12 protein-coding genes are annotated in these 13,067 nt (G+C 34.5%); 4 read left to right on the top strand and 8 right to left on the bottom strand.

Annotation, left to right across the window (positions count from 1 at the left end):
* Window positions 1-131: 131 nt before the first annotated feature.
* Window positions 132-1,061, bottom strand: coding sequence for an alpha/beta hydrolase (locus BJ095_RS06155; RefSeq protein WP_107933390.1), 930 nt, complete (start codon window positions 1,059-1,061; stop codon window positions 132-134).
* A 182-nt stretch (window positions 1,062-1,243) separates the two neighbouring features.
* On the bottom strand, window positions 1,244-1,870 hold the full coding sequence (locus tag BJ095_RS06150; protein WP_107933389.1) for a cupin domain-containing protein: 627 nt from the start codon (window positions 1,868-1,870) through the stop codon (window positions 1,244-1,246).
* 317 nt (window positions 1,871-2,187) lie between these two features.
* Here BJ095_RS06150 and BJ095_RS06145 point away from each other — a divergent pair, with 317 nt between their 5' ends.
* Window positions 2,188-2,628 (top strand): CotD family spore coat protein, encoded by a 441-nt coding sequence (locus BJ095_RS06145; RefSeq protein WP_107933387.1) that lies wholly within the window; start codon window positions 2,188-2,190, stop codon window positions 2,626-2,628.
* Window positions 2,629-2,756: 128 nt separating this feature from the next.
* Here the strand turns inward: BJ095_RS06145 and BJ095_RS06140 are convergent, their stop codons facing one another.
* The 3 genes from BJ095_RS06140 to BJ095_RS06130 all read right to left on the bottom strand — a co-directional run bounded on the left by BJ095_RS06140 (window position 2,757) and on the right by BJ095_RS06130 (window position 7,121).
* Window positions 2,757-3,905, bottom strand: a complete 1,149-nt coding sequence (locus tag BJ095_RS06140; RefSeq protein ID WP_107933385.1) for a toxic anion resistance protein — start codon at window positions 3,903-3,905, stop codon at window positions 2,757-2,759.
* Between the two features lie 195 nt (window positions 3,906-4,100).
* Window positions 4,101-4,883, bottom strand: coding sequence for an SDR family NAD(P)-dependent oxidoreductase (locus tag BJ095_RS06135; protein WP_107933383.1), 783 nt, complete (start codon window positions 4,881-4,883; stop codon window positions 4,101-4,103).
* A gap of 78 nt (window positions 4,884-4,961) precedes the next feature.
* Window positions 4,962-7,121, bottom strand: a complete 2,160-nt coding sequence (locus BJ095_RS06130; RefSeq protein WP_107933381.1) for a DUF2339 domain-containing protein — start codon at window positions 7,119-7,121, stop codon at window positions 4,962-4,964.
* A gap of 478 nt (window positions 7,122-7,599) precedes the next feature.
* On the opposite strand from BJ095_RS06130, the gene BJ095_RS06125 reads away from it, so the two are divergent.
* Window positions 7,600-7,995 carry a hypothetical protein gene (locus tag BJ095_RS06125; RefSeq protein ID WP_146223200.1) on the top strand — a complete coding sequence of 132 codons (396 nt, stop codon included), beginning with the start codon at window positions 7,600-7,602 and terminating at the stop codon, window positions 7,993-7,995.
* Window positions 7,996-8,061: 66 nt separating this feature from the next.
* On the opposite strand, the gene BJ095_RS06120 is transcribed toward BJ095_RS06125, so the two are convergent.
* Window positions 8,062-8,166: a YjcZ family sporulation protein gene (locus BJ095_RS06120; protein ID WP_107933377.1), complete on the bottom strand. Its 105-nt coding sequence runs from the start codon at window positions 8,164-8,166 to the stop codon at window positions 8,062-8,064.
* A gap of 158 nt (window positions 8,167-8,324) precedes the next feature.
* Window positions 8,325-8,483, bottom strand: coding sequence for a YjcZ family sporulation protein (locus tag BJ095_RS06115; protein WP_107933375.1), 159 nt, complete (start codon window positions 8,481-8,483; stop codon window positions 8,325-8,327).
* Between the two features lie 442 nt (window positions 8,484-8,925).
* On the opposite strand from BJ095_RS06115, the gene serC reads away from it, so the two are divergent.
* Both serC and BJ095_RS06105 read left to right on the top strand, forming a co-directional pair.
* Entirely contained in the window at window positions 8,926-10,020 is a 1,095-nt protein-coding gene (serC, locus tag BJ095_RS06110) for a 3-phosphoserine/phosphohydroxythreonine transaminase (RefSeq protein WP_107933373.1), read from the top strand.
* A gap of 308 nt (window positions 10,021-10,328) precedes the next feature.
* Window positions 10,329-11,246, top strand: a complete 918-nt coding sequence (locus BJ095_RS06105) for a cation diffusion facilitator family transporter (protein ID WP_107933371.1) — start codon at window positions 10,329-10,331, stop codon at window positions 11,244-11,246.
* A 314-nt stretch (window positions 11,247-11,560) separates the two neighbouring features.
* On the opposite strand, the gene proS is transcribed toward BJ095_RS06105, so the two are convergent.
* A complete protein-coding gene (gene proS / locus BJ095_RS06100; protein ID WP_107933369.1) occupies window positions 11,561-12,997 on the bottom strand; it encodes a proline--tRNA ligase in 1,437 nt (478 codons plus the stop codon).
* Window positions 12,998-13,067: the final 70 nt, after the last annotated feature.

Here is a 13,067-nt window from a genome sequence, read left to right as displayed (position 1 = left end):
TGTTGATATAGTTAATATATCAGCAATCGATACAGTTGTCAATATGGGAGTAAATGTAAATTTAATTTTGCACTGTCAGATTTTATCATAAAAAAAGAGAAGCGAATCTGCTTCTCTTCTATATAACAAATTTACCTTCCCAGAAATCCTTTTATCTTCTCCATTGTTTCCTCAATTTCCTTACTGAAATAATCATTTTTTGTAAAATAGCTATGTACTAAACCTTTTGCGATGTGTAAATGAGCACGATTATCAAAATCTTTAAGTTTTTGTGCATAAGCTATTCCTTCATCTCTTAATACATCATTTTCTGCAACGATGATAAAGGCTGGAGGTAAATCTTTTAGATTATCTGACTTTAACGGCGCTACATAAGGATGGGTTTTGTCTTCTTGCTGTTGCAAATAATATTTTGCAAACCATTCCATATCCTTTTTCTGCAACCCGTAGCCTTCTGCATATAGGTGATACGAATCAGTTGAAAATGACAGGTCAGTTACTGGATAAAGTAAAACCTGTGATTTTATTGCTACAGGTCCTTCAAGTTCTTTGTTTATAATTGTCACAACTGTCGCTAGATTGGCTCCAGCACTATCACCCATCACATTTATTTCATTTGCTATCCCATTTAGTGCTGATGAATTACCTGCTGTCCATAGAAAAGCATCGTATGCATCGTTTACTGGAATTGGAAAAGGATTTTCTGGTGCCAATCGATAACCAACTGAAACGACAATTGATTTAGTATCTGCTGAAAGCTGCTGGCAGGTTGCATCACAGGTTTCAATATCGTTTATAACCCATCCTCCACCATGATAATAAATAATGATTGGAAACGGTCCATTGCCAACTGGACTATAAATTCTTAATGGAATATGTTCTCCATCCCGAACAACAATTTGTAAATCTTCAATTTTTTCTAGCGATACTTTTTTCCATAGCCTTGTTTTCTTAGTCTTTGCCCGGGATCTTCTAACTTCAACAGGTGTATTTGTATGTATGGGACTAAGCTTGTTGACAATTTTCAAATATCTTCTTGTATTCTCCAATAAATTCATCATTATAATCACACTCCTTAAACTTAAAATCAATTCCTATCAATTTACTTTGCATTAATTATAAGTAAAATAATAGGAATTATCAAATTTATTTTCCAAAAATGAAACCTTCTACTGATAACTTTCCCTTAAACCATTATTTCTTAAACAAAAATAAAAGACATGGATCGCCCATGCCCTTTTTACTATGAATAAAACGGATAGTTCTTTTGTGGATGATTAATAGGCATTGAATAATGAGTTGTATGGGTTTGATGTGGTTGTTGATAGTGGTAATTTTGATGGCAATCCTTATATGATCCTATAAACGTTGCTGGCTTAACTGGTGCAACTGCTTGTTTCCACTGTTGTTCATCTATACAATATGTTTTTGCCATGATACTTGGTGGAGTAAATTTCAAAAGATCAGACCCCAATATCACTTCAGGGGTATTCGAATCAAAAATAGCCAAAAAATGCGTATGATCAGACTGTGCTTCAATAAAATGCCACCAGCCTTGCGGTACATTTGTTACTTGGCCAGGGTAAATTGTAAATTGCATTAATTGCTTTAAAAATGGGTTAAAGATAGAGACTGTGGCACAACCAGAAATACAATATACTAATTCTGCTGCATTTTGGTGGTAATGAGGCTCAACAATATTTCCTTTACTTAAAAAAGTGTCTAACATTGAAAGATTTTTTAATGAGTTTAATTCATTCACACCCAAAACATTTATAAAATTATGTTGATCCTTTTTAAATAGCTGGCTTTTGTTTATGTCAAACGAAAATTGAATCGATGGTGAAGAAAAATCAATTGATGAACTCATCTGTACGTTCTCCTTTGTTGAATTATTAATAAAAAGCAAACCCCTATAATCTAGCAGAATACAAAGTAGCAATAAACACTGCGAACAATATATATGACTTAAATCTGCCTTCATCCTCAATTATAATATGTAGTTTTTCAATTTAGGTTCTTGTACAAGTAATGTAGTCTCAAAAAGAAAATTATTACTGTATTTATAGAATGATAAATCAATTTCTCAACTTCTTCTTCGTTAATAGGTAATTTATCTAGTTCACTTTCTCTCTTTTGAATAGATTAGTAATGCACTAAATATTTAAAAAGAGGAGGGAAAAGGTCATGAATCATCGTCATTCTTGTGGAGGTCGTTGTAATAATCCAATTTGCTGTCCTCCAAATGTGTTTCCAACACAAGTTGCACCAGCACGAGTGTCACCAACTCAACAAGTGGTAAGAACAAACGTTTTCAACACAGTTGTACCACATTACCATCCAGTTCATACGACAACTGTTAACAGACACAACACGCACAATCAGCATTTCTTCCCACGAACACAATCAACTGTAAATGAGTTTTCTGAAACTCAGCAATTCTTTCCACCTTTCAATGCAGGTAATTTAGGAACTACGAACACAGTTGGTACTACTGGCAACATGGGTACAACAGGTACTATGGGTAACATGGGTAACATGGGTACTACTGGAACAATGGGTACTATGGGCAATATGGGTAATACTGGTTTTACAGGCTTCCCAGTTCCGAGAAGAAGATTTTTCTAATATCTAGTTTTAGAAGGACCTAGAAATACACACCTCGACCAATATAGGTCGGGGTGTTGTTATTTACTTGAATTCTAAGAAAAAAATAGATTACCTTCACTGAAATGTGAACGGTAATCTATTTTTCATTACATACGTTTTAGTTTCTCATACTCGAGCTGTAATTGTTCAATACGTTTTCTTCCCTCTTCACGGTTACGAACTGTTTCAGCTTGAATTTGTTTTGTTTCTTCAATACCAGACATAATTGTCTGCCAAGTTGTTTCAATTGTTTCGATTTTAATACTTGGATTACCAGCAGATCTAGCAATTTCAACACTGTTTTGACGAATGTTTTCCGCATTACGAATAAGCATCTCGTTTGTACGCTTATCAAGCTCATTCATAGAGTCCGCCACTAATTTTTGACGCTGAATTGTTACTGCATGTATTAATCCTTGTTTAAAAATTGGAATTGTCGTTACAAATGCAGAGTTAATTTTCCCGATTAAATGATTGTTTCCTTGTTGGATCATACGAATTTGAGGTGCCGCCTGGAAGGATACCTGCTGTGCCATCTCTAAATCGTACCTGCGCTGCTCTAAGAGTTCCATATTTCTTTTTAGCGTTTCCAACTCCATGATTGCTTGCTGATCGCCTTCATTTGCACGTTGTTCAAGTGATGGAATGAGCGGCTGAAGCTGTTGCAGTTTCACTTCGATGGCTGCAACGTGTTCGCTTAAACTTTGGAAATAATTAAGATTTTGGTCATACATTTGCTCAAGCTCAACTGTATTTCGCTTCATCTCAAGCTCATATTTTTGGATTTCATTGTATATAACATCAATTTCTTTATTCATCGTGTCATATTTCGACAGGATTTTTTCTAGCTGCTCTTTACCTTTGTTAAATAAACGTTTTAAAAAGCCACCCTTTTTCTCTTCCTTAAAATCCTGAGGGTCAAAACGATCCATGATTTTATTTAAATTATTAATAAGCTCACTGGATTTTTCAAGCTTACTTGTTTTAATAGAAGCAAGCATTTTATCTGAGAACTTAGAGATTGCCGTTGCGGTTTCTTTACCGAATTCCAATACAGCAATTTGATTTTTAGCATCGATTTTCTCAGCTAGAGCCTGAACTTGAGGCTCTTCCTTTAAAGCAAGCTGACGTTTTTTAATTTGAGATAATTCTTCCTTACTCACAAGCTGCTGCTGTGGTATTTCAGCAAGGCTATTATTTTCTACATTTGTTTTTGAGTTCAAATCGTCAAATAATGGGTTTTTAAGTTCTGACATTGAAATCCCCCGTTCCATTTATTGTTATATCTATAAAAGACATAAAACACAGTTAACATTAATGATGTACAAATAATGCTTATAAAAAACATACGAAATAGAATTGAAAAAGTTTCAATTAAATAAATTCGTCAACATTCAGCTATGTAACTAATAATCCTGCTTTTATGAATAGCAGGATTATTAAAGTTTCAACTATAAGGCTGCACCAGAACCACCATCAATATTAACAGCAGTGCCCGAAACATACGAAGCAGCATCTGAAGCTAAAAATGCAATAACTTTTGCCGCCTCCTCAGTATTACCTATACGTCCTAAAGGAATGGTTTTCCCCACTTCCTTAGAATACTCGTCCCAAGTAGCATTAGGCATTTCATTGTGCCATTTGTCTTCAATTTGCTGACTTCTTATTAAGCCGATACAAACAGAGTTTACACGGATATTATATTTTCCTAAATCTTTACTCATCGCCTTTGTTAATGCAAGGCCAGCTGAACGACTAACAGTTGTAGGTAAGCTATTTGCCGGCGGAGTTTTTGCTAAAACCGCAGTTAAATTAATAATTGAACCACCGTTTTGTTCCTTTAGATAAGGTAAAGCGTATTTGGAGCAGTGAATTGCTCCAAATAACTTTAAATTTAAATCAGAATGCCATAAGTCTGTATCAACGTCCTCAAACGAATTTGCGGAGGATGTGCCCGCATTGTTGATAACTATATTTAACTGACCAAAATGAGCAACTACTTCTTCTATCAAACTCTTACAATCTGCTTCTGAAGAAACATCTGCCGATACAGTCAAAACCTCTTCGCCAGTTTGCTCCTTGATAAATGCCTGCGCTTCTTTTAGCGACTCTTCGCCTCGAGCTGCAATAGCAACTTTAGCTCCTTCTTTTACTAGCTGTAAAGCTGTAAATAAGCCAATTCCTTTGCTCGCTCCTGTTATTACCGCAACCTTATCTCTTAGTCCTAAATCCATATACAAAAGCTCCTTTAAATTTCTATACTAGTTAAATTATATAAGAAATTGACTATGTTGTGTGAATTTTCGAACCTTTCATTCATTTTTCGTGTTTTTAGATATTAATTTACTTGATAGGAATAACCCAATACCGCCAATAACCATAAATAAAAATGCTCTAATTACTAGATTTAAAGAATCAAGATCTGAGAATACAAGCTTTAAAATGGCAATGGCAAGAAGCGTGTACCCCAAAGCTTTTACTTTACGTAATTCCTTAGTTGAACTCATCCACAGAGACATCGTTGCAGTTACAAAGAGTAATACTGTTTTTCCTGTGACTACGAGATAATAATTTACAGTACTATCGAATTGCAGCTGACTTAATAGAGAATATAAAAGCAGCAATGCTCCTACCATAGCTACCGTTAAAAGACCATCTATATCTATTTTCAAATGGGAAATCCAAGTTTTATATAAATATCCCTTCATATAAATATCAACAATAATCGCTATCACGATTAATGCATATACAACACGAACTAAAAGATTTAACCATATATCGACTCCCTCTACAAAATGTGTTGGTATGTGATTAATGGAGGTTATTAGAAATGCGAAAATCAAAATATATTTAAGCACTCTACCAATAAGCTTTTCGGAAATAAATAATGAAGCAAGCATAACAACAGCCAGTACAATGGCTGTGATATATGCATTATTATAAGCTATATAGGTAGTGTCGAAATTATACATGTATATAAAGAAGTATAGTGCTATGAAAATCGGATATATATCAATTGAAAAATTTAATTTCGCTTTACCTTCTTCATTAAACTCCAAGATAGTTAGTCGTTTTAAATAAAGGAACAAAACTATTAAGTAAATGAAAATCAGTAGGTAATTTAAATGCTCCATTGTCCAAAATGGCGTAATATCATCTACTATCAAATGGACTATCACAAAAAAAGTAAATAAGATACTATACAAAATTTTCATGAGATTCGCATTAAGCTTTAGCCCAATCATTAAACCCAAAAATGCACTAAGTGGTAAAAGTACAATTTCTAAATGGTCTATCGCATTAATCACCATAATGATATTAAAGATTTTTAATAAGGAAAGAGTTCCTGCAATATCAACAATCCGCGACTCATTCCGCTTATTAGCAAATAGAGCTACGGTAAAGTAAATGGCCGTTAAAAACAGTAATGGGAATGTGGCATTATCCGCGATGAAATTAATCAAAAGTATTGTAAACCCATTAAGACTAAATAAGAAGCCTTCATGAATCGCTCTCCATTTGCTAAAAGGTTTATATAATTCCCACCAGACAAGAAGCAAAATCATGTTCAAAAGGATGAGGCTAATTACGTACATGCCTGCACTGTCATCATTTAAGCCCCATATAATATGGACAGCAAGCATAGAGAAGATAAAAGACGTATACATAGTAATCGATTGATTATATTTAACAACAACGAATTGCATGAAGCCGTAAACTATTAGAACATAAAGTAAAATCATCATTCCATTGAAATCCATATATTCTAGTAGGTATGGTAATAGTAAGGATGTAAAAATAACGAAAATCGAAAGCACTTGATTTTTCTTAACATAGCAGATGGTCACCCCGTAGCCAATATAAACCAGTGCTAACAATAGAGCGAAATACAACCCTAAAACGTCATACAGTATGGCCCCAGCAGCAGTGGTTAAGATCCCGATGATAAAACCTCCACCATACAGCACGACGGTAAATATCTGGGAAGAATCCGGCTTTCTTAAATCCAAAATGAATCCGATTATGATCAAGCCAATAGACAAACAATATGCCAGCACTATTTTCAATCCATTTGACAGTAATTCAAAGTCACTAATTACTTTAAGTCCCCATAATACTCCCAGCACCAAAATAACCATAAAAATTTTCGGCAATAGCCATAGAATCATTTCTTCTAAGCTCCGTTGTTTCTTCGATGGAGGTGGTGTAGGTTTTTTTAGATTTGAAGATTGCACTTGTTGCGGTACATCTTTTTTATTAATTTGGTTTTTGTTTTTTTTGGAGGCTGCTTTATTTAATTTGATTAAATGATTTTCTTCTTCCTCCGGCGGGTTTTGTTTTGGAGTATCAGGAGTATTGATGACTTCCTCTTTAAAACCATTTCCCCCTCTTTTAAGTTCATCTAGCTCTAGACGTAGCGCTCGAACTTCTCCCTCTAACCTCTCGATTCGCTTATCCGTTTCTTTTTCCATTCAAGTACCCCTTTATTTATTTTTCATTGCTATTCCATTGTAACTGAACTCAAGTTATAGTGTGGCAAATTTTGGATTTTAAGACAAAGTATTATTGATACCTCTAGTTGAACTTATGCTACTGACCAATCTATGTGAACAAAAAAATGGATTTTAAAGCTTTAGGCTTAAAAATCCTGGTGAATGGTGCCTTGCATTTTGAGGTGGAGGGTTTGGGATGCATCAAGTTGTAGGTTTCTTAGCTAGCTTGTGGGTTCATCCGCTTTATGAAATGCATGGCGCCTTTTGTTCAGTTATCCAGAACTGAATCCTTACTTCGTCAATTGCTACAAAAATTGAATTATACAATTCCCATTAAAGCTTCTGTTATTTTCATAAATCCCGAATTTTTTATGTATAAAGCCCCTATGGATAAGCCCTTTCTCTTCCCTAATCAAATTCAGCGTTTTATAAAAAACTTAATATTCAACAAGCCAAGTTGACTGAAGATCATGAGAAAATTGGTGAAATGTTGGCTTCTCTACATATAAAGGAGAATCCTTATCAACACCTACCCGTATATGATTATAAAAATTTACAAAAAGGGTTGAATTGTGCGAAATGTGCTTCATTTTTTTTTAAGATTACTCATTTGAAATGTCAATGTTTGGATTGTGGCTACCAAGAGCTAGTGGAAAAAGCAATTATAAGGAATGTAAAACAGTTTAGACGTCTGTTTCCTAATGAAAAACTAACGACAAATAGAATTGCTGAATGGTGTCAAATTAATCCAAAACAATGGATTCAAAGAACTTTAAAAAAGAACTTTATTAGGAAACCAGCAGTGGACTTACTACGAATAAAACCGTACAAAAAAAGTAGACAAAGTCGTTAAAAACAACTTTGCCTACAACATAACGGATTTCTTTTTAAAATCCGTATTTTTTGGCACCTACTTTGATTAGTTGCCGAAGTAGTAAGCACCAACAATAATTAAAAGGATGAATAACACAACGATTAACACGAACTCGCTATTATTTTTAGAAAAACCGCCGTTGCAATGCATACATTTTCTCCCCCTTTGTTCGATATACCTACAATTTATGTAATTGGCTTTTTTATGACAGGGACAAATGCTGAGTTTTTAGGGAATAAATTAAAATTATAAGAAAAAAGTGGATTCTACAGATGAGAATCCACTTCCTGCTTTATTTCCATTAATAATTAGTAGCCACCACTACCATTGAAAAATGAAGCACCAACGATAATTAAAAGGATGAATAGTACCACTAATAATGCAAATCCGCTTCCGAATCCGCCAGTACCAGCTCCAGATCCACCGCCGCAATAGCTGCCTGCTCCACCTACGTTAGAGTATCCCATGTTTTAACCTCCTTTCAGCTCAACTATTTATATCTTATGTGCCGATAAAAAATAGGATATGGACAACTGTTTAGTTTCTGTTGAAAATAATGAATTTTCATTTCAAGCTAGAAAATTTATGAGATTTTCTTATATTAATAAATGCCATGACCAACCCGTCAAGCCAGGACAAATGTCTATAATTTTGTAATTTGTAACATAAAAGTTATAAATCTATCTTAAATGGCTTTTGAATTTATTTCGTTCCTTTGTAAAACTAGATACTTATATACCTGGAAATTAGAAGTTAGCCTTCCAAACTGATGAACAAATTTACTAGATATAAACACAAGTAAAATTAAAATGTCGAAAAATTCATCATTTTATAAAAAATCAAATCCATTAGTCAAAAAAAGGTATATAATCAATATATCAATTTATTATTTTCTAGGGAGTGTTCAATTTGATTACAACAAAGCGTGCCTTCAATTTTAATGCGGGTCCATCTGCTCTACCACTTGAAGTTTTAGAAAAAGCACAGAAAGAACTAGTAAATTTTAATAACTCAGGCATGTCAATTATGGAAATGAGTCATAGAAGCAAGGATTATGAAGCTGTACATAATGATGCTATTGCACGTTTGAAATCCTTGTATTCGATTCCAGATAACTATGAGGTCCTTTTCTTACAGGGTGGCGGTAGTCTTCAGTTTACAATGGTGCCTATGAACCTCTTAAAAGAAGGACAAACTGCTAGCTATATCTTAACTGGCTCTTGGTCTGAGAAAGCGTGGAAGGAAGCAAAGCTTTTGGGAATTACAAAAGAAGCTGCGAGTACTAAAGGCAATGCTTATCGCAATATCCCAGCATTGGATGACATTCAATTTAGTGATACAGATGCTTATGTACACTTAACTTCGAATAACACTATATTTGGTACTCAGTGGAAAGATTTCCCTCTAACAGGTAATGTTCCACTAGTCGCAGATATGTCGAGTGATATTTTATCTAAACCAATAGATGTAAGCAGCTTCGGCATAATATATGCAGGTGCACAAAAGAATCTTGGACCTTCTGGTGTAACGATTGTCATTATTCGAAAAGATTTACTTGAAAATGCGAAAACAGACATTCCAACAATACTTAAATATTCTACTCATGCAGATTCAAATTCTTTATATAACACGCCGCCAACATTTGGTATTTATATGTTAGGTGAGGTTTTAAAATGGGTGGAAGAAAAAGGTGGATTACAAGCCATCGAAAAAAATAATGAAGAAAAAGCGAAGTTAATTTATGATGTAATCGATAATAGCAATGGCTTCTACACTGGTCATGCAAGCAACGAGTCACGCTCACTTATGAACATTACATTCCGTGTTGCAGATGAGGAGCTTGAAAAGCAATTCCTTGCAGAAGCAAAAGAAGCAGGCTTTGTTGGATTAAATGGTCACCGTTCAGTAGGTGGTTGCCGAGCTTCAACTTATAATGCTGTGCCTTATGAAACATGCAAGGCTTTAGCTGATTTTATGATCGCATTCCAAAACAAAAATCATTAATTTAATTAAATTATGAAGAAGGCCCAATTAGTTTTGGGTCTTTTTTTATTTAAGTAAATGATAGAGTTCGATTGAACATGTCCTATAAACAAAACTAGCCCTCTCAAATGTTTAATCCTGAAGCAATCTATTAGAATGGAGTTTTAATAAATCTTTTTAACCACATTTTCTATATTAATAGTCATACAGAGTTTATAAACCGAATACCTTTTATAAATAACAAAAATAATAGGTTTCTTAAGAGCGGATGAATTCATTCTAGCATTAGCTACTTTCCTCTCTTCGATAAACTATAATGGAGGACAATTATGGCTCATTCTCATTCTCATACCCATCATCATCATACAAAAAATAAAAAAGCATTACTTATAAGCTTTTTCATCATTGCATCCTTTGTAGTAGTTGTTTTTGTAGGGGGTCTATTAACCAATAGTTTAACCCTTCTTTCAGATGCCGGCCATATGCTGAGTGATGCATTATCTTTAGGTATAGGCTTGCTTGCATTTAAATTGGGAGAAAAAGCTGTGAATAGCAATATGACCTTTGGCTATAAAAGATTAGAAATTTTAGCCGCTTTATTTAACGGCCTTCTTCTAATTGGTATTGCATTAGTTATCATCTATGAAGCTTTTAAAAGGTTTGCTAATCCTGAGGAGATTTCGAGTCTTGGTATGCTTGCTGTAGCAATTACCGGAGCGATTGTTAATATTATTGTTGCTTTTATTTTAACTAGAGGCGATACTAGCGAAAATATTAACTTACGAGCTGCTTTTATGCATGTCATTGGGGATTTATTAGGTTCAGTTGGTGCGATTATCGCTTCTATTCTTATCCTGTTATTTGGCTGGTCCATTGCAGATCCTCTAGCAAGCTTGCTTATTTCTATTATTATTTTAAGAAACGGTATAGAAATTACAACAATCTCCTTCCATATTTTAATGGAGGGTATTCCGATGAACATGGATGTCAAAAAAATTCGAGATGCTCTGCTTAATATTCAAGGTGTTGTAGGAATACATGATTTTCATGTATGGAGTATTACATCTGACTTTCCAACGGTTAGCTGCCACTTAGAAATTGTTCGAAATGAGCATGATAAAGTAATAAAGGATGCTCTTAAAATATTACATGATGAGTTCCATATTGAGCATGCCACAATACAAGTAGAACGTGTAAGTGCACAGCTTGAGGATTATGAGCACCATCGATGTAATTCATATACTTAAAAAAAGCGTCCTTTTATGGGACGTTTTTTATTTTCAAATGTATCAATTTACTAACACGAAGCAAACTGATAAGTGTAATTCATACTATTGGTAATTCTTTTCAATTTTCCTGCAACTAGAATTCAAATATATCTTAAGGGAGTTGATATGAATGACACAAGAAAGATTAGAATCATTAATCATGTCTCTAATTTATTCCCTTTGTTAAAAGAAAAAAGCTTATAGTATGAATTCAGATATCCGCCTATTATAGGTGGATATTTTTTTGCATATGAAGAAAACACTACCCAATTGAGTAGTGTTTTCTAGATTCCTTAGTAAGAGCGGCCAAACCAAACAGTATGTTTCGCGTCTTTACCACAGTTAACGCATGTATGTTTTTCCGTTGGAGGGTTAAATGGAATATTACGTGTTGTGAATTTTGTTTCATCTTTAACATTTGACTCACAAGCATCATCTCCACACCAACCAGCAAGAATCCAACCTGGAAGTGTATCGTTTTTCTCAGAATCAGCTAAGTGTTGTTTTAATTGATCTAAAGAATCGATATGTGTATGAGAGTTTGCATCACGGAATGCTTTTGCTTTTTCGAAAAGACGCGTTTGCATTACCTTTAATTCATTTTCGATTTTTTCTACAACAGAGCCTAATTCTACTGATTGTTTGTCAGCTTCGTCACGGGCTTTTAATAACACTTGGTTGTTTTCTAAATCACGAGGTCCAAGTTCAATGCGAACTGGTACACCTTTTAGTTCCCATTCATTGAATTTGTAGCCAGGTGATTGATCTGAATCATCAAGACGAACACGGATACCTTTTGCTTTTAGGCTAGCATAAATTTCATCTAACTTTTCTATAATTGCAGGGTTCTTTTTCCATGGACCTACTGGAATTAACACTACTTGAGTTGGTGCAATAGTTGGAGGTAAAACAAGACCTTGCTCGTCCCCATGAACCATGATTACAGAACCAATTAAACGAGTAGATGTACCCCAAGAAGTTGTATGAACATATTCATGCTTGTTTTCTTTGCTCAAGAATTTAATATCGAAGGCTTCAGCAAATTTTGTACCTAGATAGTGAGAGGTACCAGCTTGAACAGCTTTTCCATCCTTCATCATCGCTTCGATTGAATACGTATCAACCGCACCAGCAAAACGTTCTGAAGGAGTTTTTTGACCATCATATACCGGAATAGCCAAGAAGTTTTCTACTACTTCTTTATAGATATTTAACATTTGCATTGTTTCTTTACGTGCATCCTCCTCATCAATATGAGCAGTATGTCCTTCTTGCCATAAAAACTCGGAAGTACGGATGAACGGAAGTGTTTTCTTCTCCCAACGGAATACGTTTGCCCATTGGTTGATTAATACTGGTAGATCGCGGTAGCTTTTAATCCAATCTGAATATAAGTGACCGATCATTGTTTCAGAAGTTGGGCGAAGTGCTAAACGCTCTTCTAATTGCTCCCCTGCTGCTTCTGTAACCCAAGGAAGTTCTGGTGAAAATCCTTCGATATGATCTTTTTCTTTTTGGAAGAAAGATTCTGGAATCAACATTGGGAAATAAGCATTTCGGTGACCTGTTTCTTTAAAACGACGATCCATTTCACCTTGAATATGCTCCCAAATCTCATATCCATCTGGTTTAAAGGCGATACACCCACGTACTGGTGTGTAATCCATTAAATCTGCTTTTTGAATTGTGTCAATGTACCATTTCGAAAAATCATTTGTTTGTTGTGACATCTTTTTTCCTCCTAAAATTAAAACTTGGCAATTCACATACCTTTAAGGTGCGATTTGTCCTAGTTTTGTG

This window comes from Ureibacillus chungkukjangi (assembly GCF_003217295.1).
GTDB lineage: Bacteria > Bacillota > Bacilli > Bacillales_A > Planococcaceae > Ureibacillus > Ureibacillus chungkukjangi.
This window is presented reverse-complemented; position numbering and strand designations above follow the sequence as displayed.

Excerpts from the sequence above, each read along its gene's own strand:
- BJ095_RS06120 (WP_107933377.1), bottom strand. The coding sequence starts at position 8,166 with ATGCATTGCAACGGCGGTTTTTCTAAAAATAATAGCGAGTTCGTGTTA.
- BJ095_RS06105 (WP_107933371.1), top strand. The coding sequence starts at position 10,329 with ATGGCTCATTCTCATTCTCATACCCATCATCATCATACAAAAAATAAA.
- proS (WP_107933369.1), bottom strand. The coding sequence starts at position 12,997 with ATGTCACAACAAACAAATGATTTTTCGAAATGGTACATTGACACAATT.
- BJ095_RS06135 (WP_107933383.1), bottom strand. The coding sequence starts at position 4,883 with ATGGATTTAGGACTAAGAGATAAGGTTGCGGTAATAACAGGAGCGAGC.
- BJ095_RS06150 (WP_107933389.1), bottom strand. The coding sequence starts at position 1,870 with ATGAGTTCATCAATTGATTTTTCTTCACCATCGATTCAATTTTCGTTT.
- BJ095_RS06145 (WP_107933387.1), top strand. The coding sequence starts at position 2,188 with ATGAATCATCGTCATTCTTGTGGAGGTCGTTGTAATAATCCAATTTGC.
- BJ095_RS06140 (WP_107933385.1), bottom strand. The coding sequence starts at position 3,905 with ATGTCAGAACTTAAAAACCCATTATTTGACGATTTGAACTCAAAAACA.
- BJ095_RS06115 (WP_107933375.1), bottom strand. The coding sequence starts at position 8,483 with ATGGGATACTCTAACGTAGGTGGAGCAGGCAGCTATTGCGGCGGTGGA.
- BJ095_RS06130 (WP_107933381.1), bottom strand. The coding sequence starts at position 7,121 with ATGGAAAAAGAAACGGATAAGCGAATCGAGAGGTTAGAGGGAGAAGTT.
- BJ095_RS06155 (WP_107933390.1), bottom strand. The coding sequence starts at position 1,061 with ATGATGAATTTATTGGAGAATACAAGAAGATATTTGAAAATTGTCAAC.